The organism is Paenibacillus vini (assembly GCF_018403325.1).
In the GTDB taxonomy this organism is placed as follows: domain Bacteria; phylum Bacillota; class Bacilli; order Paenibacillales; family Paenibacillaceae; genus Fontibacillus; species Fontibacillus vini.
The window spans coordinates 47005-69319 of sequence record NZ_BOSL01000002.1; the positions used below are offsets into that span (position 1 = coordinate 47005).

Consider the following 22315-nt stretch of genomic DNA (forward strand, 5'->3'; position numbering starts at 1 on the left):
CATTCCTATTTTTGTCTGGTATGATATACTGGATAGTAAACTGTAGAAAAAACGGAGTATTAATAGCGCATATTGGCGAGGGATGGATGCCTTCGCAGGCGGGAGGCAATTTCATGTCATTACAATTCATCATAGGCCGCTCGGGCAGCGGCAAAAGCAGCCTGGTTCTGGAACAGATTACATCGAAGCTTCGCGAGGACCCGTCGGGTCCTCCGATGGTGCTGTTGGCTCCCGAGCAGGGAACATTTCAGATCGAGCAGGCGCTAGTCAGAGCCCCGGGTCTGCGGGGAACCGTGCGCATGCAGGTACTCGGCTTCCGTCGATTGGCGCTTCGCGTCATGCAGGAGACGGGCGGTGCAGCCCTTGTTCCTATCGGTGAGGAAGGGAAGAAGATGCTGCTGTACAAAATTCTCAGACGCCGCAAAGCGGATCTGAAGTTGTACGGTAACGGCAGCGATCAGTTGGGACTGATCGACCGGATCAATTCCCTGTACACGGAGTTGAAGAAGCATAATGCCGATTTTACCCGGCTCGATGAACATCTCCGCTTGCTGGAAGCAGCCGCTGGGGAATCTCCGCTGCTCAAGGACAAGCTGCATGACCTGAGCATCCTGTACCGCGAGTTCGACGCGGAGCTATCGAGCTTATACATCGATGCTGAGGATCATGTCGTCAAACTGGCCGAAGGCGCGCGGGACTCTTCTTACTTGCGCGGCGCCGATCTGTGGATCGACGGTTTTCACTCATTTACTCCGCAGGAATATAAGGCGCTGGGTGTATTAATGCAGGTTGCCTCATCGGTCACGGTCGCCTTGACGCTGGATAAGCCTTATGACGACGGCGCCCCTCCACATGAGTTGAATCTGTTTCATCAAACAGCGACAACGTACATGAAGCTGCGGGCACTGGCCGAATCGGTTGGCGTGGACGTGCAGCCAGCCCAACTGCTCAAGGCTCGCCCGTTTCCGAGATTCCGCAGCAGTGAGACGCTGTCTTATCTGGAGTCGGCCTATGACCGGAGGACGCCATGGCCGGGAAGTGCCGCACCGGATGACCTTGAGGAATCCCTGTCCCTTCGTTCGGCGGGAAGCCGCCGGACCGAGGTAGAGGGAGCGGCCCGGGAAATGTTGAGATTGGCGCGGGATAAGGGTGCGCGCTGGCGGGATATGGCGTTGTTTGTACGAAATCTCGGCGATTATGAGCACATTATCCGGCCGGTGTTTGAAGATTACGGAATTCCTTTTTTCATGGACCAGAAGGCTAGCGTTCTGCATCATCCGCTGGTTGAACTGATCCGCGGAGCGCTGGACGTGGCGTTGAAATTTTGGAAATACGAAGATGTCTTCCGCTGCGTGAAGAGTGAGTTCCTCCTTCCTATGGATGGAAGCCTGACGCGGGCGGATATGGACATATTAGAGAATTATGTGTTGGCCAGCGGTATCCAGGGATACCGTTGGACGGACGGACGTCCATGGAAAGGGACGCCAAGCCTGTCGCTGGAAGCGGACGAAGCTAGCCGGCACCGCGCCGAGAGCGAACGACTCCAGTTCCTTGAACGTTGCCGCGCAGCGGTGACGGTGCCGTTGTCTGCCTTTGAGAAGCGCTTAAAGCGCGCAAAAACAATACGGGACATGTGTGCAGCCGTTTATCTCTTGCTTGAGGAGACCGAGGCGCCGCAGCGATTGGATCTGTTGGCTCATCGGGCTCTTCAGGGCGGACATCCTCAGCAGGCGATGGAACATCGGCAGTTGTGGAGCGCGGTTCTCGACCTGCTTGATCAGATCGTGGAGATGATGGGCGAAGAAAACCTGGCTTCCGAATTGTTTGCCGGAATTTTGGAGACGGGTCTCAAGGATTTGCAGCTGGGTCTCGTTCCGCCGGCCATCGATCAGGTGTTGGTCGGCAGTACGGACCGAAGCCGGACGCGCCATGTCAAGCACGCCTTCCTGCTGGGCATTAACGAGGGAATCATGCCGGCGAATCTTCAGGAGGAGGGGATCCTGAGCGATCAGGAGCGTCTGCGACTGGAGGAAATCGGACTTGAATTGGCTCCCGGCATGACGCGCAGGCTGCTTGATGAGCGCTTCCTGATCTATGGAGCGCTTTCCGCGGCGGGCTGTTCGCTGTGGCTGAGTTATCCGACCGCGGACGAGGAAGGCAAAAATCTGCTACCCTCCGAAGTGATTCGGCATATGAAGCAGATTTTTCCGGCGGGAATGCTGCAAGAACAACAAATCGACGATGCTCCGCCGGCTTCCGCGCCCCGGGAGCAGCAGCTTGAATTTATCAGCCGCCCGGTTCCGACGCTGCCGCGGCTGATGAACCAGCTAAGGGCATGGAAGTCCGGACAGCCTATTTCGCCGATTTGGTGGAGCGTGCTCCAGTGGTATAAGGAGCGGCCCGAATGGGAGGAATATGTGGACCGTCTGCTGGGGTCGTTGGATTACCGGAATAGGGTCAGCGGACTTTCCCCGGCTACCAGCCGCAAATTGTACGGCAAGCGGCTCCGTACGAGCGTATCGCGAATGGAGAAGTTTTCAGCTTGCCCGTTCTCTCACTTCGCCTCACATGGCCTCAAGCTGAAGGAACGGCAGCTGTATCGGCTTAAGGCGCCGGATATCGGTCAGCTGTTCCATGCGGCGTTGAGCCAGATGGCGATAACCTTTAAGGAACAGAACCGAAGCTGGGGCAGTCTGACACCGGAAGAGTGCGTAAGGGAAGCGGATGCGGCGGTGGATAAACTGGCTCCCAAACTTCAAGGTGAAATATTGCTTAGTACGAAGAGGTACGGATATATCTCACGCAAGCTGAAGAATATCGTCGGCCGCGCCTCCGTCATTTTGGGAGAGCAATCCCGGCGGGGCAGCTTCGAGCCGGTCGGTCTGGAACTGGATTTCGGACCGGGGCGGCCTCTTCCGCCGTTGACATTCGAGCTCCCGAACGGCTGCGTGATGGAAATCGTCGGCCGCATCGACCGGGTTGATATGGCTGAAGGAGAAGACGGCGTTCTGCTGCGGGTCATTGATTATAAATCCAGTCAGACCGATTTGAAGCTGCATGAAGTGTATTACGGACTGTCGCTTCAAATGCTTACTTATCTGGATGTATTGCTGCGCTCGGCGGAAGAATGGCTTGGGCAGCCCGCTATGCCGGCTGGAACGCTTTATTTTCATGTGCAAAACCCTTTGCTCCAGAGCAGCAACGGACTTAGTGCGGAAGAGGCCCGGACCGAGCTGCTGAAGCGGTTCAAAATGAAAGGCCTGCTGCTGGCGGACAGAGACGTAATCGCTCAGATGGACGGGGAACTGGAAAAAGGACATTCCGAAATTCTGCCGGTGGCGGTGAAAGCGGATGGAGGCTTTTACAGCAGCGCCTCCGTCGCGACGCCGGACCAGTGGCAGACACTGCTCGGTTCGGTACGCCGAACGATCGTGGATATCGGCACCAGAATTACAGACGGTGATGTTAAAATAGCGCCGTACCGCCTCGGAACCGAGACGGCCTGCACGCATTGTGCGTTCAAGCCGGTATGCCGGTTCGAAGAGTCGATGGACGGAAGCGATTATCAAATTTTGAACAAGCCCGGTAAGGACCAGCTGTGGGAACTGCTGGAGGGGCCGGATGGAAAGAAGGATGAGACATGTTGACGATACCCAAACCGCCCGGCAGCTATTGGAGCGATGATCAGTGGAAGGCGATTTCGCTGTCAGGCGGCGACATCCTGGTTGCGGCGGCGGCAGGTTCCGGCAAAACCGCCGTGCTGGTTGAACGGATTATCCGCAAGCTGTCCGCTTCCGATGCGCCGCTGAGTGTCGATCGCCTGCTTGTCGCTACCTTTACGAAAGCGGCCGCCTCGGAAATGAGACAGCGGATTCGCGAAGCGCTGGAGAAAGAACTGGAAAGGGATCCGGGCAGCGAGCATCTTACACGGCAGCTTGCCATGCTTGGCCGCGCGTCGATTACGACGCTGCACTCTTTTTGCATGGAAGTTATCCAGCGGTATTACACATTGATCCCGCTTGATCCCGGGTTTCGTATCGCTTCCGAAAGCGAGACGGCACTGCTCCGGCAGGAGGTGCTGGAGGATCTGTTTGAAGAAAAATACGCCACCGAGCAGGAGGGCGGCACCTTCTTATCGCTGGTTGACTGGTTCAGCGGCGAGAGAAGCGATGATGCCGTGTTTGCGCTTGTGCAGAAACTGTACGATTTCTCGCGAAGCCATTCCTGGCCGGAGCATTGGCTGCGGCAGGCGGCGTCTTCCTTCCTGGCTCCCGATCCCGCGGCATTGGAGGCAAGCCCTTGGGTGGCGAGTATTTTAACCGATACGTCAATTACGCTGGACGGGGCTGCGGAGCTGCTCCGCCAAGCCAAAACGCTGTCGCTTTCCCCCGGCGGTCCCGAGCCTTATGCCTTGACGCTGGAAGAGGATCTCGGGATGGTTGTGGGATTGCGGTCCGCTGTTGAGGATGGGCCATGGTCCGGACTGTACGGAAAGTTCCAACTCGCCTCGTTCGGCAAATTAAAGCCGTGCAAGAAAGACCAGACCGATCCGCAAATACAGGAACGGGTAAAGGGCTTACGCGAAGAAGCAAAGAAGATGGTCACCGATTTGCGGGGCCAGTTATTCGGCAGGACGGCGGAAGCGTTCCTGGGGGAGCTTCATTCGGCTGCTCCATTGATGGGCGCACTCGCTGAGCTGGTTATCGAATTCGGCGAACGCTACAGACGGGAAAAGACGGCCAAGGGATGGCTCGATTTTTCCGATTTGGAGCATTATTGCCTGCAGATATTGCGCGATTCGGCTTCGACTCCGGAAATGACTGTGCCTTCGGATGCGGCGCGGGAATATCAGGCCCAGTATGATGAAGTGCTGCTTGATGAGTATCAGGACACGAATACAGTACAAGAAGATATAGTTCGCTTAATTTCCCGCGAGGGGCCCGGGAACCGCTTTATGGTCGGTGACGTGAAGCAGAGTATTTACCGTTTTCGGCTGGCGGAGCCCGGATTGTTTTTGGAGAAATACCGGAGCTATGGTAACAGTTTTGAGGACGGGGGATTACGGATCGATTTGGCCCGTAACTTCCGAAGCCGCCGTGAGGTTGTAGATGCGGTCAATTTGCTGTTTCGCCAGATCATGAACGAGGGCGTAGCGGAGATTGCCTACGATGCCAGGGCGGAATTGGTTTATGGCGAAGGATTTCCGGCTTCGGCCGGAGACAACGACTACCGTCCGGAGCTGTTGCTAGTTGATCGTAGCTCGGAAGCTCACGCTTCCGGCACAGGAGAGGCGGTGGCAGAAGGAAATTCTATGGAACCGGGAACAGAAGAAGAGGTTGCGGTCGAACTGGAGGCCGTCCGGCTGGAAGCGCGGGCGATTGCCGCCCGAATTCGCGAACTGACGGGAGAGAGCGGAAGGCCGCCCCTGAGAATCTATGATAAGCAATTGAAAGATTTACGGCCGGTAGAATACCGGGACATGGTTATATTGCTCCGTTCTACTTTGTCTTGGGCGCCCGTTATGATCGAAGAGCTTCGCATCGAGGGAATTCCGGCTTACGGAGAGCTTAGCCAGGGATATTTTCAAGCTTCGGAAGTGGAGACGATGCTGTCGCTGCTGCAAATTATAGATAATCCTTTGCAGGATATCCCGCTAGCCGCCGTATTGCGGTCGCCGATTTACGGATTGTCCGAGGAAGAGCTGGCGGAAATCCGGCTCGCTGCAGGATCAGGCAGTTACTTTGAAGCACTGGTCGCTGCCGCAGGCGGGGGCGGTGAACAATCCGGAATACCCGTGAAGGGTCCAGTGGAGTTATCCGAAGAGGATTCCGCTGAAGTTTCGCCTTTACTTACCGCAAAACTGCAGGCTTTTTTGAATCAGCTTGAGTCCTGGCGCAATTTGGCTAGGGAAGGCGAGCTTAGCAGGCTGATCTGGGGGATTTACCGGGATACCGGTTATTTAGATTGGGTTGGCGGCCTGCCTGGAGGCGCCTTGCGCCAAGGAAATCTAAGAGCGCTGCATGATCGTGCGAGACAATATGAACTGACGACCTCTTCCAGGGGGCTGTTCCGTTTTTTGCGGTACGTGAACCGGCTGCGTGAGAATGGCGGGGATCTGGGCGCCGCGGCTTCAGCCGGAGGACAAGAGGATGCGGTTCAGATCATGACCATCCATAAGAGTAAAGGGCTGGAATTCCCCGTCGTATTTGTCGCCGGGCTATCCAAAATGTTTAATCGGCAGGATTTGAATGCAAATTTCCTCATGCATAAGGAAATGGGCTTCGGTCCGAAATTCGTGGATGGTGAACTGCGCGTAAGTTATCCGACGCTGCCGAATTTGGCAATCCGCCGGCGGGCGCAAATGGAGCTGCTCGCGGAGGAAATGCGCGTGCTTTATGTGGCTCTGACCCGTCCGAAGGACAAGCTGATTCTGATCTCCTCGGTCAAGGATCTAACTGCAGCGGTTGAGAATTGGAGCGGTGCGCTGGAAATCCGGGAAGAAAAACTGCCCGATTACCTGCTTGCCCGGGGGAGGTCTTATCTGGACTGGATCGGGCCGTCGCTCATTCGGCATCCGGCCGCGGCAGAGCTGCGGCGTTTTGCGGGATTACCCGAAACCTCCCCTGCGATTTTCGCTGACAGCAGCTCGGATTGGGTTATCGGCTTCCTGCCTGCCCAAGAGATCGCGTTGTCTGCTATGCTTGGGGCGGCGGTGTCCAAAGAAGCGGAGAATCCGATCACGGGATTAAGTTCGGATCAAGGAGTGAATTCCGCTCAGATCCAAGCTTTATTGTCTGGAGGACCCGTGAGCGTAAAAGAACCGGAGGACAGCGAAGCAGGCCGGCAGATTGGAGTTAAGCTCGGCTGGTCTTACCTCTATGAGCTGTCCACGCAAATTTCGGCCAAGACCTCGGTTACCGAAATGAAAAAGATGTTAGCCGAACAGGAGATGCCGCCGCTTGATGTTTTTGCGGAAGCCGACCTTCGCAAGGAGATGGAGCAATCGCCAGAACAGGTGGATTTCAAGCTTCATCTCCGCCGGCCGCGGTTCATGGAACAGGCGAGGATGACTCCTACCGAACGGGGGACCGCTTACCATACCGTGATGCAGCATTTGCCTTTGGATAAGGAGCCCGGCGAGAGTACGGTCATCGAGACGTTGGCTCTGCTGGTGGAACGACAGATCATGACCCAGGAACAAACTGCGGAGATGGATGTGCCTAGAATTACGGAATTTTTAAATAGTCCTCTAGGGCAGATGCTGCGAAAAGCGGATTGGGTCCGGCGGGAGATGCCGTTCAGTTACGGTTTATCCGCGGCCGACGCCTATCCGCGTCTTGCACCGCCGATGAACGGGCAACTTACAGAAGAATCAGGGACTGGTATTCGGATCGCGCAGATTCTGGATCAGGAGACCGTATTGATTCAGGGGATCGTGGACTGCCTGTTCTATGTGGACGGCAAACAGGTTTTGCTGGATTACAAAAGCGACAAGGTGCTGGCCCACCGGGGCGGCGTCACCGCGTTGGCTGAGGCATACAGGTTCCAGCTGGAGCTTTATGCTTCCGCTGTGAAGCAAATTACCGGCGTTCCCGTGGATGAGAAATGGTTGTATTTCTTTGATAGCGGCGAAGCCGTCAAGGTTTGAGCAACAAGACAACTAACGGAGTTTTAGAAATGGGGGAAGAGCAATGCGGATATTGCATACGGGGGATTGGCACCTGGGGCGGACACTGGAAGGAAGGAGCCGGTTGCAGGAGCAAGAGAAGTTTCTGGAGGAGCTTGTCCTGATGGCGGAGGAGCAGCAGGCGGATGCCATCCTGATGGCCGGCGATGTCTACGACAGCGTCAACCCGCCGGCTGCGGCGGAGACCATGTTCTATGAGGCGGCCGCGCGGCTTACGGAGAACGGGCGGCAGCTTGTTGTAATCTCGGGCAATCATGATCAGCCGGAGCGGGTCTCTGCCGTGGCTCCGCTCGTTTCCCGCCGAGGTATATCCCTGGTTGGACTGCCGACGTCCGAATGCGTGCGATTGCACGTGCCGCGTACAGGTGAAACCGCGGTGATCGCCGCTCTTCCCTACCCTTCGGAAGCAAGGCTGGCGGAGTTGCTTGCCGGTGATGGAGACGAAACGGAATTGCGGATCGCCTACAGCGCTAAAGTCGGCAAATTAATGCGGCAGCTCTCTGGAGCCTTTCAACCGGATACCGTTAATTTGGCAATGAGTCATATTTATGTGCTGGGCGGCTTGGAATGCGATTCGGAGCGGCCGATTCAAGTCGGCGGCGCTTATACCGTAGATCCTTCCGCCCTGGATATTGGAGCTCAATATACGGCGCTGGGGCACTTGCATCGCCCGCAAGCGGTTAAAGCGGGCGGAATGGTCCGTTACAGCGGGTCGCCGCTGGCCTACAGCTTCTCGGAAGCGGGACAAGCCAAATCGGTGATGCAGGTCGACGTGGTGCCGGGCGGAATTCCCCAAACGGAGGAGCTGTTTCTGACGAGCGGCAAGCCGCTTGTCCGATGGAGCTGCCGCGGCGGGTTGGAGGAAGTTTGGCGGTACCTGGATGAAGGAAGGGACCGCAGCGCATTTATCGATTTGGAGCTTCATCTCGGCGAAGCGATGTCAATGGGCGATATTCAGAAGCTGCGGAAAGCGCATGAGGGTATCGTGCACATCCGTCCGGTTTACCCCGGACACGAAGCCGAGGAGTTGGTGTCTTCCCGCGCTCAGATGCCTGTACATGAACTGTTCCGAAAATTTTATCAGCGGCAGAGCGGCGGAGCGGAGCCGGAGGAAGAACTGGTCGATTTGTTTATGTCGCTGGTCTCCGAAGATGAAGAGCGGCGAGACGGGGAGGCGGAATAAATGAAACCGATAAGTCTTAAATTGTCGGGCCTGCAAAGCTATCGGGAAATGCAGGAGATCGATTTTACCGGCTTGTGCGACACCGGCTTGTTCGGCATTTTCGGACCGACCGGCAGCGGAAAATCCACATTGCTGGACGCCATAACCTTGGCGATGTATGGGAAAGTAGGCCGTGCTTCGGGCGGAACCCAGGGGATCATGAATCACTCGGAGGATGCCCTGTTTGTTTCATTTACTTTTGAACTTATGTCTGCTCAAGGCCCTGAACGATACCGGGTGGAGCGCCGCTTCAAGCGGCAAAATGAGCTTTCCGTGAGCAATACGATCAGCCGTTTTATCGAAATTGCTCCGGAAGGGGAAAAAGTACTCGCCGATAAGCTTGCGGAAGTAACGCGGCAGGTGGAGGACAAGATCGGGCTGAAAATGGATGATTTCACCCGGGCCGTCGTGCTGCCGCAGGGGAAATTCGCCGAGTTTTTGTCGTTAAAGGGCGTTGACCGGAGACAGATGCTCCAGCGGCTGTTCCATCTGGAGAAGTATGGGGATCTGCTCGGTCAAAAGCTGACCCGGAAGGTAAAGGAAGCGGAGCAGAAGCTGAAGGAGCTGGCTGCCGAGCAACAGGGTCTCGGCAACGCTTCGGAAGAAGCGCTCCGCGAAGCCGAGGCTGCGCTTAAAGCAGCCGTGCTGCTGGCGGAGACGCGGCGTCGGGAGCTTGGCGAAGCGCAGCAGCGGAGCGATCAGCTCGCCAAGGTGCGCGAGCTGAGCCAGGAGCGCCGCCGCCGTGCGGCTCTGCTGGCGGAGCTGCGCACGCACGACGGCGAGATCCGCGCCCTGGAAGCGCGGCTCGCCAAGTCGGCTGCCGCAGGCAGCATCAGGCCGGCGCTCACGGCCTGGAAAGCGGCGCGGCAGCTGGCGGCGGATCGCAGCGCCGCCGCCGGCCGCGCCGGCGAAGCGGCCGCAGGGGCTGCGGCCGCTGCCTCACGGGCCGCCGAGCAAGCGGAGGCGGCCGCCGGCGCGCTCAGCAGCGAGGAGCCCTCGCTGCTGCTGCGCCTGGACCAGCTGGAGCAGGCAAGGCAGCTCCAGCTGGAGTGCGATGCGCTGGCGACGGGGCTGCGGGAGCTGCAAGCCTCCCGCGAGCAGGAAGGCAGCCAGCGCCGCACCGAAGCGGAGGAGCTGCAGAAGGAAGAGCAGCTCCTCGCCAAAGCCCGGCAGCGCCAGCAGGAGCTGGAGCAGCTGCTCCGGGAATGCGAAGTCAAAGCTTCCGAGCGTCAGCAGGCGCAGCAGGCGGCTCGCCGCAAGCAGGATATCGCGAGACTGCAGGAAGAAGCCGCCAAGGCTGCGCTGGAGGAAACCACGCTTCAAGGGAAGGCGGAGCAAGCCGCGATTTCATGGAAAGAGCTGGCGGCCAGCGAGCAATCGGCGGAATCTTTATGCCGGGAATATGCTGCAGAAGCATTGGAACAATTGTCCCGGCTGCATACGCTGGAGGGGCAGATTGCCGCCACTGAGCACGCTATGGCTTCTTCGGAAGCGGAACTGAGAGCCCGGCTTAAGAACAGGGAGCGCCAAATCTGGTCGATTCGTTTGGCGGAGCAGCTTGAGGAAGGCCAGCCGTGCCCGGTATGCGGTTCCGCGCATCATCCGGGAATGCCACCGGGCGATGAGCAGATTCATGGAAACGAAAGCGAGCTTGAGGAATTCGGCGTTCTTTTAACCTCGATCAGAGAATTGAAATTTACTGTCTCGCGGAGTCTGGACATCTGCCGCAGCCTGCTAGAGAGTCTCGGTACGGAGCAGCCGGAAGTTTCCGGCAGGGCCCCAGGGTTGAGCATGGCGGCTGAGGCGGCTGCCGGACAGCAGCAGGCAGGGTTTGCCGCTGGCGTCGGTCTAGAGAAGTCCGCAGTCGCTCAAACGCTCGTCCTTCTTCGCAAGCATGCGGAAGAGCTGGATAGCCAGTCTGCCCGGCTGCGTTCGGAATTGGAAGGACTGCAACGGAATATCAAGGCGGCGAGAACAGGCCTCTCCGAATTGCAGCCGAAACGGGCAGCCGCACAGGCGGAAGCGGCGGCTGCCTCAGGTCTGCTGGAGCAGGCCGTCCGGCGGAGCCGTTCCCTTTCCGACGAGCTTAAAGAAAAAATGGCGGAATGGACAGAAGATTATCCCGACCTTAGCTTAGAAGCCGCGGAGATGCTGCAGAGACAAATCGAAGAAAAAGACAAGAAGAGCGATGAGATCAAGCAGCGGCTCGAGGTAAGCATTCCGTTTATCGAAGAGAAATCAGCGAAAATATCTCTGTTAAGCCAGCAGCTGATTGAGCTGGACAAGAAGCTGCTTCAACTGGAGGTACAGGAACAAGGGAAGGTTACGCTGCTCCAAGAAAAACGCGTACGCTTGTCGTCATGGATCGGCGAGGACTCCGTGGAGAAGCTGCTGCCTGAGACGGAGCGCCGTCTGCAAGCGCTGCGTCAGGCGGCTCAGGAAAGCCGCAAGCAGCAGCTGGAGAGTGATGCCCTGAATCGGGAGGCGGAGCAGGCCCACGCCTTGGCCCGCCAGGCGGCCCAGGCGGCCGCTGATCAGGAAGCCGAATGCCTGGACCGCTGGCAAAGCGAGCTCGCCGCTTCTCCGTTTCAAAATGAGACGGAAGCGTCCGAGGCTTACATCGACCCTGAGCAGGCGGAGATCCATGCCGCAAGGATTAAGAATCACCGCGATCAGGAGACCGAGCACGAAATTAATCTTAAGGAGCTGGATGCCAAGCTGGACGGGAGAGTCGCTACTGAGGAAGACTGGGAGAATTCTGTCCGTACGCTGGAGCTCGCGAAGACTATGGATGAAGCCGCCCTGCAAGGTAAGGCCCGAGCCGAACGCGACCTGGAGGATCTGGGGGAAAGGCATCTTCGCTGGAAGGAGCTGGAGGCTCAAAGATTGAAGCAGGAGCATCACTCGGATATGCTCGCCAAACTGCAATCCTCTCTGCGTGGCAATGCTTTTGTCGAATATGTCGCTGAGGAACAATTGATGAACGTCAGCCGCGCCGCTTCCCAGCGTTTGCGCTCGCTGACGAAGCAGCGGTATGCCTTGGAAACGGACTCCGGCGGCGGCTTCGTCGTTTGCGACGATGCCAATGGAGGGATCAAACGACCGGTCTCCACTTTGTCCGGAGGCGAAACCTTCTTGACCTCCCTGGCTCTTGCGCTTGCATTGTCGGCCCAAATCCAGCTGCGCGGACAATACCCGCTGCAGTTCTTTTTCCTGGACGAAGGCTTCGGAACGCTTGATCCGGAACTGCTGGATACAGTGATAACTTCACTGGAGCATCTCCATAATGATCATCTGTCCGTGGGGATCATTACGCATGTAGCGGAACTGCGTGCACGTCTTGCCCGCAAGCTGGTCGTCGTTCCGGCTGAACACGGAGGCGAAGGCTCCAGAGTAGTAATGGAGCTGATGTAGACCTGTATTTTAATTTCAGCTTATATAACTGAACTTCGTGACCAAAATCACAGATACAGTATCACCCTGCTGTTATACTACAGTTAGCCGACATCAATTTTGTGTAGCACCCCGCCGGACGTATTGGAGACAGAGATTTCATTTCATGTTTCGGTCCAATACGTCCGTGCGACGAGCGAACTCGCTGAGTGAGCAGGGTGCTTCTTTTTTTTGCCTATTTTAGGTATGATAGCTGGTAGAGGTTATTCAAAATTAGTTTACTCGATACACGCTAACGCCAATCTAGGAGGGTTTCAGGTGGAAAATTGTTTGTTTTGCAAAATTGCGGAAGGCTCGATCCCATCGAACAAAGTGTATGAAGACGAGCAGTTTCTTGTGTTTCATGACATTCAGCCTGCGGCTCCGACCCATGTGCTGATTATTCCGAAGAAGCATATCCCCACGATGAATGATGCGGGACCGGAGGATTTTGCTCTGATCGGAGAAATGCACCGCATTGCTCAGGAAGTGGCTAAAACGCTGGGTGTGGCCGACAGCGGCTACAGGCTGATCAACAACTGCGGTCCGGATAGCGGACAAGCGGTGTACCATATTCATTATCATTTACTTGGCGGAACGCGGCTCGGAGCCCTTGTGCAGAATTCAGATTCGCACGCCTGATCCGGGACGGATATTCTTCCATATATTAAAAATGGGTGTTCAGGTTGACACCCTATTTATTTTTCCCCTATAATGAAGAATGATGAACCGTGTTATGCTCTTGGACGGTCTGGTCGGAGGGAGGGAAAACTGGTGTCTGAAACTAAAGTTCGCAAAAACGAGACAATTGATGCTGCACTTCGTCGCTTTAAACGCTCTATCGCTAAAGATGGCGTATTGGCTGAGGTGAAGAAACGCAAGCATTATGAAAAGCCAAGCGTAAAGCGCAAGAAAAAGTCTGAGGCTGCTCGTAAGAGAAAGTTTTAGGAGGATTATGCTACCATGAATCTTAGCGAGCGATTGAACGAAGATATGAAGCAAGCGATGAAGAGTCAAGACAAGTTCAAACTCTCCACCATTCGAATGGTTCGTGCTACTATAAAGAATCTTGAGATAGATTTGAAAAGACCTTTGGACGATAATGAAGTGCTTGATATCCTAAGTCGTGAAATCAAACAGCGCAAAGATGCCCTCCAAGAATTTGAAAAAGCGGGTCGTGACGATCTTGCCGCCAACGTCAAAGCGGAAGCCGAGATTATTGCCAAATACCTTCCCGAACAGCTGAGTGAAGAAGAAATTAAAGTCATTGTACAGCAGACCATCCAGGAAACCGGTGCTACTTCCAAAGCTGAAATCGGGAAAGTGATGAGCGCGCTTATGCCTAAGGTCAAAGGCCGGGCAGACGGCAAGCTGGTCAATCAGGCAGTTCAACAGCTTTTGCAATAGGTGAAACGAAAGCAACACCCTCTACATTTCGTAGAGGGTGTTTTTTCTGTTTCTCATAAATGGGAGTCCTTCCGCATACTTTGTAAGGTAGAGGAAGGAGGATTGCCTCATATGAGCCGGTTTGTCCGCAAATTCCGGAAATGGACGGTCGATGCGCTCGACTTGCCGAGTGATCTCGTACTCGATTTACCCAGGCTCACCTTGATCGGAGGTAAGCAGCTTTACATAGAGAACCATCGGGGAGTAGTGCATTTTTCCCCGGAATCGCTACATTTGGAGCTTAGCCAAGGCATGCTGGAGGTTGAAGGGAGCGGGCTTGTCATAAAGGAGATTATGCCGGAGGAAGTTGTGGTAGAGGGGCGGATCTCCGGTATTAAATATCGCGAAACGGAGGGATCCTAGTGAAATCACCGATGTTTTCCAAATTGCAAGGAACCGTGACCGTCGTGATTCGCGGCGGAAATATCGAACGGTTCATTAATGAGCTCTCCAGGGGCGGCATTCAAATCTGGGATTTAGTGCCTTTGCCGGACGGAAAAATGGAAATGAACCTGCAGGTTGCGGACTTTTTTTCTTTGCGTCCGCTTTTGAAAAGGACGGGCTGCCGCCTAAAGGTGAAGCGGCGCTCCGGCCTGCCTTTTATCTTGATAAGGCTATGGCGGAGAAAATGGTTTGCGGTCGGCTTTGCCCTGTTCGTGGCCGTCATTTTCAGTCTCTCCCAACTGGTGTGGGATATCGAAGTTAAGGGTAATGTGAAAATACCGGATGAAGATGTACTAAAGGCGGCGCGCGAGGAAGGTCTTTATCCGTTTCAATGGATTTTCTCGTTGCCCGGACAGGACAAGCTGTCGGCGGAGTTAAACCGCAAGCTGCCGGGGACGTCATGGGTCGGTGTCTCTCGTACGGGAACCAAAATCTCGATTCAGGTTGTGGAGGCGACAGAGCCAAAGGAGCAAGGGCTTGCGAGCCCGCGGCACCTGGTCAGCAAGGCGGATGCGATTATTACATATATTTATGCGGAAAAGGGCCAGCCTGAAGTAAAGAAAAATGACCGTGTCAAAAAGGGCCAAGTTCTAGTATCGGGAATACAGGGAGGAAAGATGGTAGTTTCCAAGGGCGAGGTGAAGGGAAACGTATGGCACGAGTATAAGATCGAAGTCCCGCTCGTCCGCAAACAAAAGGTATATACCGGTGAAAAGAAGGAGCGGGGTTATCTTTTTTTCGGAAAGACGGCGATTCAACTCACAGGATACGGAAAAGTGGACTTCGATCGATCTCAGGTCCTCACGGAGTTCGATCCTTTGAGCTGGAGAAGCTTTAAGCTCCCGATCGGCTGGATGAGCGAGAAGATGCTCGAAACGACGGAACTCGAAATCAAGCTGTCTCGGGAACAGGCGCTTAAAGACGGAATCGAACGCGCGAAAAGAGACATTTTGGCTAAAAACGGGGCGACAAGCATCATTTTGGATCAAAAAATTTTGCATGAGAAGACAGACAATGGTAAAGTTTATATGAAAGTGCTTTTTGAAGTGGAACAAAATATAGCGGAAGAACTTCCGATAGTACATGACCAAGGAGAATGAGCTACTTGTCAGAACAACTATTCAATATAAAGATCACACTACAAAACGCCGCGGAAGGATTGTCCCTATTCGGCCCTCAAGATGTATTTCTGAAACTGGTTGAAAAGCATCTGAAAGCAAGTATCGTGCTCAGAGAGTCGGAGATATCCGTAAGAGGTGAAGAGCACGAGGTTGAGCGGATTCAGCAGTTGTTTGAAGTGCTGCTGGAGCTGATCCGCAACGGGTATATCCTTACCGAAAGAGATGTGCAATATGCCATCGATCTCGCGAAGGAGCTTCGCGCGGATCAGCTTCTTGATTTATATAAGGGCGAAATTGCCGTCACTTTCCGCGGGAAGCCCTTAAGAGTCAAAACCATCGGACAGAAGCATTACGTCACTACGATCCGGAAGAGAGACATCGTCTTCGGTATCGGGCCGGCCGGGACCGGTAAAACCTATTTGGCCGTAGTCATGGCCATTACCGCTTTGAAGGAAGGCGCTGTCAAACGGATCATTTTAACACGCCCCGCCGTGGAAGCAGGCGAAAACCTTGGCTTTCTACCGGGCGATCTGCAGGAAAAAGTAGATCCGTATCTGCGTCCATTGTATGACGCTCTTTACGATGTCATGGGGCCCGACCAAACGGCGAAAGCGCTGGAACGAGGCCTGATCGAGATTGCTCCGCTAGCCTATATGCGCGGCCGGACGCTGGACGACTCCTTTATTATTTTGGACGAGGCCCAGAATACGACCCCCGAGCAGATGAAAATGTTCTTGACCCGTTTAGGCTTCGGTTCGAAAATGGTCATCACCGGCGATGTCACCCAGATCGATTTGCCGAAAGGGAAAAAGTCGGGTTTGAACGAAGCCAGGAAGATATTGGAGAATATCGAAGAGATCGGATTCGTCTATTTTACGGAGTCGGATGTCGTTCGTCATTCACTTGTGCAGAAAATAATCGTTGCTTATGACCGTGCTGCTGAAAATCAGGGTTAATCATCCAGCCCCCGAACCCTCCCTAGCGGGATTCATCAAGCATTACATTCGCGTTGCGGCTTACCGGAGTAATGCGTAAAACAGGGTTCGGCGGGCTTTAAATTTTTCAGGAGGGCTGTCTCTATGACCTCAAACTCAAACGATCGACAAGAGAAAAGTAAGCTTCACGCCAGAACCGCGGGATGGAAACACAGCACATCGGTTCGTTACGTTCTGTATGTTGTGTTAATTGCCATGCTTTATGTGAGTCTGTCTCCCAAACTGTTGCCCGAAACATATGACATTGCCGTAGGAATGCCTAGCGATAAAGAAATTCTGGCTCCGATGGAAATACCGAATACGAAGGCTACTTTGAAGGCGCAGGAAGAGGCCGCAGAGAAGGTAGGACAAGTCTATACCATTCTGCCGCTCCGTAACGAAGCGCTGGTCGGCCAACTGATCGACCGGATCTTCCGGCTGAACCAGGATGACCAGGTGGCGACAGAGGATAAAATTAATATTTACAAAGAAGAGCTGCCCCAGCGCGTTAAGGACCATGTCCAGAATTTCATCATGAATAACCGCAACTCGGGGTCTTATTCTTCGACGCTTTTTCAGGAAGTCACGCAAAAGGTTGACGAACAGCAGTATCATATTTCGGAAGAAACATTTATTAAGATTCCGAAATTGACTGCTGAGGATATCAATGAGATGAAGCCGGTAGCCGCCGACATCGTCGCGCGTCTGATGACGGACCAGATCGTCGATGCCCAGACGGCTCGGGCCAAGGTAGCTGAAATGGTCAGCACGAGCTCGCTGAGCAAGCGGATCTCGCGCGAAGTCGTGCAGGAGCTGGCACGTCTATCCATCACCGCCAACAAGTTTTATGACGAGGAAGCCACCAAAACCGCAAAAGTAGAAGCGCGGGAAAATACACCTACCGTTTATATTAAGCAAGGGGACGTTCTCGTAGCTAAGGGCGAGAAAATTACCCAGGAAATGTATACGCTTCTCGAAAAGAACGGACTGCTTAAGGATGAGGTGAATTATTGGCCGCAATTCGGTCTCGTTTTGCTGTCGTCGCTGATGACGATCGGGCTTATTATGTTTATGCGCCAATCTGAGGGAGTCAGCAGGTTTAAATACAACAACTCTCAATTTGTCATGCTGCTGCTAATTATTCTGATCACTATCATTTCGATGCATATTACGGGGATCGTGCAAAACGAACAGCGGCCATATATCGGGTATCTGGCGCCAATTGCGACCGGTGCCATGCTGATTACTCTTTTGATCGATCTGTCATTGGCTTATATTTGCTCGATCTTGTTTAGTATATTGGCCAGTGTGATTCTAAATGTCCATCAGGGACAAATATTCGATTTTCAGTTTGGCTTTTTTGCCTTCGTTATTTCATTCGCATCGATATTTGCCATTCACCGTGCGAGCCAGCGGTCAACGCTCTTGAAGGCCGGTATCATGACTTGCCTGTTCGGCTCTGTTGCCGTCTTTACGTTGATCGTGATTAACAATAACGGATGGACGGAGTCAAGCACATTGTATGCGATTGGCTTCGCGATTGCGGGGGGCTTGCTGACTACAATTTTGGTCATTGGCCTGATGCCGTTCTTTGAGGTGACATTCGGAATTCTGTCGGCGTTGAAGCTGGTGGAATTGTCCAACCCGAACCACCCGCTTCTCCGGAAGCTGCTTACGGAAACGCCGGGTACTTATCACCATAGTGTGATGGTCGGCAATTTATCGGAGGCGGCTGCGGAAGCGATCGGTGCGGACGGGCTGCTGTGCCGCGTCGGATCGTATTATCACGATATCGGGAAAACGAAACGGCCGAGCTATTTTATTGAAAATCAAAACAATATGGAAAATCCGCATGATTTCATCGACCCGAAACTGAGCAAATCGATTATTATCGCCCATGCCAGAGACGGAGTTGAAATGCAGAAGGAATACAAGCTGCCGAAGCCGATCCGGGATATTGCGGAGCAGCATCACGGAACGACGTTCCTGCATTATTTCTACCACAAAGCGCTTGCTCTCGCCGAAGAACAAGGCGTGGAGCCGGATTTTACGGAGAAAGATTTCCGATATCACGGTCCTAAGGCCCAGTCGAAGGAAGCTGCGGTGGTTGGGATAGCCGATAGCGTCGAGGCGGCCGTTCGTTCATTGCGCAAACCGACGGTAGAGCAGGTGGAAACGATGATCGAAAAGATTATCAAAAGCCGGCTGGACGATCACCAGTTCAATGAGTGCGATTTAACGATGCGGGAGCTTGATCTGATTGCCCAAACATTAAAAGAAACGGTGATGGGAATTTTCCATTCCCGGATTGAGTATCCGGAACAAATCAAGAAGACAAAAGCAAATGACGAGAAGGATAGGGGGCTTGATGTGAATGGGACTAAGTCTGGCTTGGAACAATGAACAGGAGATTATGGAGATCGGCGAGGATTTGATTGAGCTGCTGGACAAGCTGTTGCAAAAAGCGGGTGAGGTTGAAGGCGTGACGGAAGGGGAAGTAGCCCTTACATTTGTCAGTGATGAGGCCATTCATGAATTGAATCGGGATTATCGCGGGATCGATCGTCCGACAGACGTGCTTTCTTTTGCGATGAACGAGTCTCTGGACGAGGAAATGGATATCGTTTATGAGCTTGAAGAGGGAGAAGAACTGGATGATATGACCGATGTGCTCGGAGATATTATTATTTCCGTTGAACGGGCTCAGGCGCAAGCGGAAGATTACGGTCATTCATTAACCCGTGAGATCGGATTTTTGTTCGTACACGGCTTTTTGCATCTGCTTGGTTATGATCATCAGGACGTGGCGAGCGAAAAAGTGATGATGGGGAAACAGGAAGCCGTTCTGGCCCAGGTCGGGCTTGTTCGCTAATGGTCTCCCGGCGTAAATGGAGCGCCACCTTTCGAAGTGCCTGGAGCGGGGTAATAACTTCATTGAGAACGGAGCGAAACCTCCGGGTTCACGTAGCGGCGGCGATCCTTGTGATCCTGGCCGCGCTCTTCTTCCGGCTTCCGGTGAGGGACCTGGCGCTGCTGCTCCTGGTGATCTCCGTGGTCATAACGGCTGAATTGTTGAATACCGCTATTGAAGCTGCAGTCGATCTGGCGACTCCGGAATGGCACAGACTGGCCAAAATTGCCAAGGATGCCGCAGCCGGAGCTGTCCTGGTCGCCGCGGCTTTTGCCGTTCTAATCGGGATTTTGCTGTTTTATAACCCGGTTATGACCTGGCTCGGCGGGGGCTAGTGATCAAAAGAATGGGAGATGATAGAGTATGAATATCGATTACAGCGCTTTGCTTCAGGAAGCGATTAAAGCCCGGACGGCCGCCTATATACCTTATTCGGGTTTTGGAGTGGGAGCGGCCCTGCTGGATCAGGAAGGCCGTGTCCACCGTGGCTGCAATATTGAAAATGCGGCCTATGGACCGACCAACTGCGGCGAGCGTACGGCTATTTTCAGGGCGATCGCGGACGGCCTTCAGCCTCGTACCTTCAAGGCTATAGCGGTAGTCGGCGATACGGAAGGTCCGATCTCGCCATGCGGCGTCTGCCGGCAGGTAATGCTTGAGTTGTGCGGACCGGATATGCCGGTCATTCTCGGCAACCTCAAAGGGGATATCCGCGAGACTACGGTTGGCGAACTGCTTCCTTACTATTTCAGCTCCTCCGATTTGAACGAAAAATAACAAAGGTTTCCTGTACGGAAAGGAATAACATCATGGCTAAAAATAAATTTAAATCCGGCTTTGTGGCCATCGTAGGCCGGCCGAATGTCGGCAAATCGACCTTGATGAATCAAATCATCGGTCAAAAAATCGCAATCATGTCCGACAAACCGCAAACGACGCGGAATAAAATTCATGGGGTATATACATCCGAGGAAATGCAGGTTGTTTTCCTGGATACGCCAGGTATCCATAAGCGCCAGTCGAAGCTCGGAGATTATATGAATACGACAGCACTGAATACGCTCGGAGAAGTGGAAGCGGTTCTGTTCCTCGTCGATACGGCCGAGGGATTGGGCGGAGGCGACCGTTTTATTATCGAGCGGCTGAAAGATCTCCGCACTCCTGTCATTCTCGTTCTGAACAAAATCGATCGTATACAGCCGGAAGAATTGCTGCCGATTATCGAGGAGTACCGGAAGCTGTACGATTTTGCGGAAATCGTTCCTATCTCGGCTAAGCTGGGTAATAATGTGAATACATTGCTGGAACAGATTGGCAAGTATCTGCCGGAAGGCCCGCAATACTATCCGGAAGACCAGGTGACCGATCATCCGGAGCAATTCGTCTGCGCGGAGCTCATCCGGGAGAAAATTTTGCACTTAACCCGGGAAGAGGTGCCTCATTCCATCGCCGTAACTATCGAAGATATGCGCGTCGAGGATAACGGTGTCGTATATATCTCGGCTGTCATATTTGTGGAGCGGGATTCCCAAAAAGGGATCATTATCGGGAAGCAGGGCTCGCTGCTTAAGGAAGTCGGTAAATTGGCGAGACATGACATCGAGAATTTGCTGGGCTCCAAGATTTTCCTCGAGCTTTGGGTTAAAGTGAAGAAAGATTGGCGTAACCAGGACCGCGTATTAAAAGATCTCGGATTCCACAGAGATGCTTAAATAATTTATTTAACTCTTTATGTTGGGAGTTATTGCAACGCATAGTTCGTGTTTACACGCGCATCCTATTCTTTGAAGATGCAGGCGTCTTTCCGAAGAAAGGGTGAATACGAATGCGAGATTTTTCGTGGAAGTATTTTTCAATGACTGGAGATGTCGACGCTTATTTGTTATACAAAGAAGCTGGCGGCAATTCCGAGGAGGAAGCCGCGGCAGCGGAGGAGATTTTTGTTCCGGAAGAACAGGCCGAATAATTCGGCGCTGGTATTTTTTTTAGAATGAGGTCAGGCTTGGGGGAAGAGACATGCTATACAGGGTGGAGGGAATCGTCATCCGCAGCATGGACTACGGCGAGGGAAACAAAATCATTACGCTCTGCACGGAGTCCCATGGAAAAATCGGGGTACTGGTACGCGGAGCAAAAAAAGTAAAAAGCCGTCATGCTGCACTTACACAGCTTTTTACTTTTGGGGAATTTGCATTTTTTCGCCAAAACAGCGGATTAGGTACTTTGAATTCAGGTGAGATTATTGAATCTCACTTTTCTTTACGTGAAGACCTGTATCTGGCTGCTTATGCTTCTTATGCTTGCGAATTGCTCGACAAGACGCTACAGGACGAGGAAGTGGGAAGCTTTTGGTTCACGCAGCTGAAAGCGTGCCTGGAAGGACTTTCGGCCGGAAAAGATCCACAGATCGTTATCCATCTATTTGAGATGAAAATATTGCAGGCGGCAGGGTACGGACCCTCGTTTGAATCATGTATTTCCTGCGGACGGGTCGATGACTCTCTTGCGGTCAGCCCCCGGCTTGGAGGCAAATTATGTCGTGCATGCCGTCATCACGATCCGGCGGCGTTGCAATTGACGCCAGGAACCTATAAATTATTGTCTCTTTTTGAGAAAATGGATCTTAGAAGGCTTGGCAATATCGAAGTGAAGGATGCGACGAAAAAAGAGCTGAAATCCGTCATGAGAGCATTTATGGATATGCAGCTTGGACTCAGGCTTAAATCCCTTCAATTTCTAGACCAATTGGACAAATACGAAATTTGACGAACGACCTATTATCATATATTATAGATGAGAATTTCTTCTTTAAATGGGCATTGAAATGCCTTTTATCGGAGACTCATGCGTCGAACGGGAAAAGTAATGAGCTTGGGCCGAATAGCGAGCCGGGGATAGTGCAAGCCTGGCCGGAAAACTCATGAAATGGCGCCCCGGGAGTGTGGGAATTTGTTCGTGAAAAGTGGATTTGTGTCGGGCCGTTAATGACCGGCGCTTCGCAAATCAAGTAGGGTGGAACCGCGGGACTTTTGCTCTCGTCCCTATGTCTGGCAGCAGGCGTAGGCGACGGGAGCTTAT

General features: G+C 53.5%; 17 protein-coding genes. All 17 read left to right on the forward strand.

Going from position 1 to position 22315, the window contains the following annotated elements; translation table 11 throughout:
- Window positions 1-113 precede the first annotated feature (113 nt).
- On the forward strand, window positions 114-3647 hold the full coding sequence (gene addB, locus KJS57_RS03540; RefSeq protein ID WP_213653819.1) for a helicase-exonuclease AddAB subunit AddB: 3534 nt from the start codon (window positions 114-116) through the stop codon (window positions 3645-3647).
- Window positions 3641-7648 (forward strand): helicase-exonuclease AddAB subunit AddA, encoded by a 4008-nt coding sequence (gene addA / locus KJS57_RS03545; protein WP_213653820.1) that lies wholly within the window; start codon window positions 3641-3643, stop codon window positions 7646-7648. The genes addB and addA overlap by 7 nt, the downstream gene beginning before the upstream one ends.
- A gap of 43 nt (window positions 7649-7691) precedes the next feature.
- Window positions 7692-8870, forward strand: coding sequence for an exonuclease SbcCD subunit D (locus KJS57_RS03550; RefSeq protein ID WP_213653821.1), 1179 nt, complete (start codon window positions 7692-7694; stop codon window positions 8868-8870).
- Complete coding sequence (locus tag KJS57_RS03555) at window positions 8871-12323, forward strand: AAA family ATPase (protein ID WP_213653822.1); 3453 nt, start codon at window positions 8871-8873, stop codon at window positions 12321-12323.
- 297 nt (window positions 12324-12620) lie between these two features.
- Entirely contained in the window at window positions 12621-12983 is a 363-nt protein-coding gene (locus KJS57_RS03560; RefSeq protein WP_244861386.1) for a histidine triad nucleotide-binding protein, read from the forward strand.
- 132 nt (window positions 12984-13115) lie between these two features.
- Window positions 13116-13289, forward strand: a complete 174-nt coding sequence (gene rpsU, locus KJS57_RS03565) for a 30S ribosomal protein S21 (protein WP_005547957.1) — start codon at window positions 13116-13118, stop codon at window positions 13287-13289.
- Between the two features lie 15 nt (window positions 13290-13304).
- Complete coding sequence (locus tag KJS57_RS03570; RefSeq protein ID WP_211019846.1) at window positions 13305-13748, forward strand: GatB/YqeY domain-containing protein; 444 nt, start codon at window positions 13305-13307, stop codon at window positions 13746-13748.
- Between the two features lie 111 nt (window positions 13749-13859).
- Window positions 13860-14150 carry a sporulation protein YqfC gene (gene yqfC / locus KJS57_RS03575; RefSeq protein WP_211019845.1) on the forward strand — a complete coding sequence of 97 codons (291 nt, stop codon included), beginning with the start codon at window positions 13860-13862 and terminating at the stop codon, window positions 14148-14150.
- Window positions 14150-15331 carry a sporulation protein YqfD gene (gene yqfD, locus KJS57_RS03580; RefSeq protein ID WP_211019844.1) on the forward strand — a complete coding sequence of 394 codons (1182 nt, stop codon included), beginning with the start codon at window positions 14150-14152 and terminating at the stop codon, window positions 15329-15331. Before yqfC ends, yqfD begins: the two co-directional genes overlap by 1 nt.
- Window positions 15328-16308: a PhoH family protein gene (locus tag KJS57_RS03585; RefSeq protein ID WP_373316711.1), complete on the forward strand. Its 981-nt coding sequence runs from the start codon at window positions 15328-15330 to the stop codon at window positions 16306-16308. Before yqfD ends, KJS57_RS03585 begins: the two co-directional genes overlap by 4 nt.
- Window positions 16309-16431: 123 nt before the next feature.
- Window positions 16432-18729 (forward strand): HD family phosphohydrolase, encoded by a 2298-nt coding sequence (locus KJS57_RS03590; RefSeq protein ID WP_211019842.1) that lies wholly within the window; start codon window positions 16432-16434, stop codon window positions 18727-18729.
- Window positions 18701-19198 (forward strand): rRNA maturation RNase YbeY, encoded by a 498-nt coding sequence (gene ybeY, locus KJS57_RS03595; protein ID WP_211019841.1) that lies wholly within the window; start codon window positions 18701-18703, stop codon window positions 19196-19198. The genes KJS57_RS03590 and ybeY overlap by 29 nt, the downstream gene beginning before the upstream one ends.
- Window positions 19198-19572, forward strand: a complete 375-nt coding sequence (locus KJS57_RS03600; protein ID WP_211019840.1) for a diacylglycerol kinase family protein — start codon at window positions 19198-19200, stop codon at window positions 19570-19572. Before ybeY ends, KJS57_RS03600 begins: the two co-directional genes overlap by 1 nt.
- A 28-nt stretch (window positions 19573-19600) precedes the next feature.
- The gene (locus KJS57_RS03605; RefSeq protein WP_247681494.1) at window positions 19601-20014 is read left to right on the forward strand and encodes a cytidine deaminase; all 414 of its coding nucleotides are present in this window, start codon (window positions 19601-19603) and stop codon (window positions 20012-20014) included.
- Window positions 20015-20046: 32 nt separating this feature from the next.
- Window positions 20047-20949, forward strand: a complete 903-nt coding sequence (gene era / locus KJS57_RS03610; protein ID WP_211019839.1) for a GTPase Era — start codon at window positions 20047-20049, stop codon at window positions 20947-20949.
- A 113-nt stretch (window positions 20950-21062) separates the two neighbouring features.
- Window positions 21063-21203 (forward strand): YqzL family protein, encoded by a 141-nt coding sequence (locus KJS57_RS03615; RefSeq protein ID WP_211019838.1) that lies wholly within the window; start codon window positions 21063-21065, stop codon window positions 21201-21203.
- Window positions 21204-21253: 50 nt separating this feature from the next.
- On the forward strand, window positions 21254-22003 hold the full coding sequence (gene recO, locus KJS57_RS03620; RefSeq protein WP_213653823.1) for a DNA repair protein RecO: 750 nt from the start codon (window positions 21254-21256) through the stop codon (window positions 22001-22003).
- The last annotated feature ends 312 nt before the right edge of the window (window positions 22004-22315 follow it).

What these genes read in the sequence shown, in the direction of transcription:
- KJS57_RS03585 (WP_373316711.1), top strand. Translation starts at nt 15,328, where the DNA reads ATGAGCTACTTGTCAGAACAACTATTCAATATAAAGATCACACTACAA.
- addA (WP_213653820.1), top strand. Translation starts at nt 3,641, where the DNA reads ATGTTGACGATACCCAAACCGCCCGGCAGCTATTGGAGCGATGATCAG.
- recO (WP_213653823.1), top strand. Translation starts at nt 21,254, where the DNA reads ATGCTATACAGGGTGGAGGGAATCGTCATCCGCAGCATGGACTACGGC.
- KJS57_RS03555 (WP_213653822.1), top strand. Translation starts at nt 8,871, where the DNA reads ATGAAACCGATAAGTCTTAAATTGTCGGGCCTGCAAAGCTATCGGGAA.
- KJS57_RS03570 (WP_211019846.1), top strand. Translation starts at nt 13,305, where the DNA reads ATGAATCTTAGCGAGCGATTGAACGAAGATATGAAGCAAGCGATGAAG.
- yqfC (WP_211019845.1), top strand. Translation starts at nt 13,860, where the DNA reads ATGAGCCGGTTTGTCCGCAAATTCCGGAAATGGACGGTCGATGCGCTC.
- era (WP_211019839.1), top strand. Translation starts at nt 20,047, where the DNA reads ATGGCTAAAAATAAATTTAAATCCGGCTTTGTGGCCATCGTAGGCCGG.
- addB (WP_213653819.1), top strand. Translation starts at nt 114, where the DNA reads ATGTCATTACAATTCATCATAGGCCGCTCGGGCAGCGGCAAAAGCAGC.
- KJS57_RS03615 (WP_211019838.1), top strand. Translation starts at nt 21,063, where the DNA reads ATGCGAGATTTTTCGTGGAAGTATTTTTCAATGACTGGAGATGTCGAC.
- ybeY (WP_211019841.1), top strand. Translation starts at nt 18,701, where the DNA reads ATGGGACTAAGTCTGGCTTGGAACAATGAACAGGAGATTATGGAGATC.
- KJS57_RS03605 (WP_247681494.1), top strand. Translation starts at nt 19,601, where the DNA reads ATGAATATCGATTACAGCGCTTTGCTTCAGGAAGCGATTAAAGCCCGG.
- KJS57_RS03600 (WP_211019840.1), top strand. Translation starts at nt 19,198, where the DNA reads ATGGTCTCCCGGCGTAAATGGAGCGCCACCTTTCGAAGTGCCTGGAGC.
- KJS57_RS03590 (WP_211019842.1), top strand. Translation starts at nt 16,432, where the DNA reads ATGACCTCAAACTCAAACGATCGACAAGAGAAAAGTAAGCTTCACGCC.
- KJS57_RS03550 (WP_213653821.1), top strand. Translation starts at nt 7,692, where the DNA reads ATGCGGATATTGCATACGGGGGATTGGCACCTGGGGCGGACACTGGAA.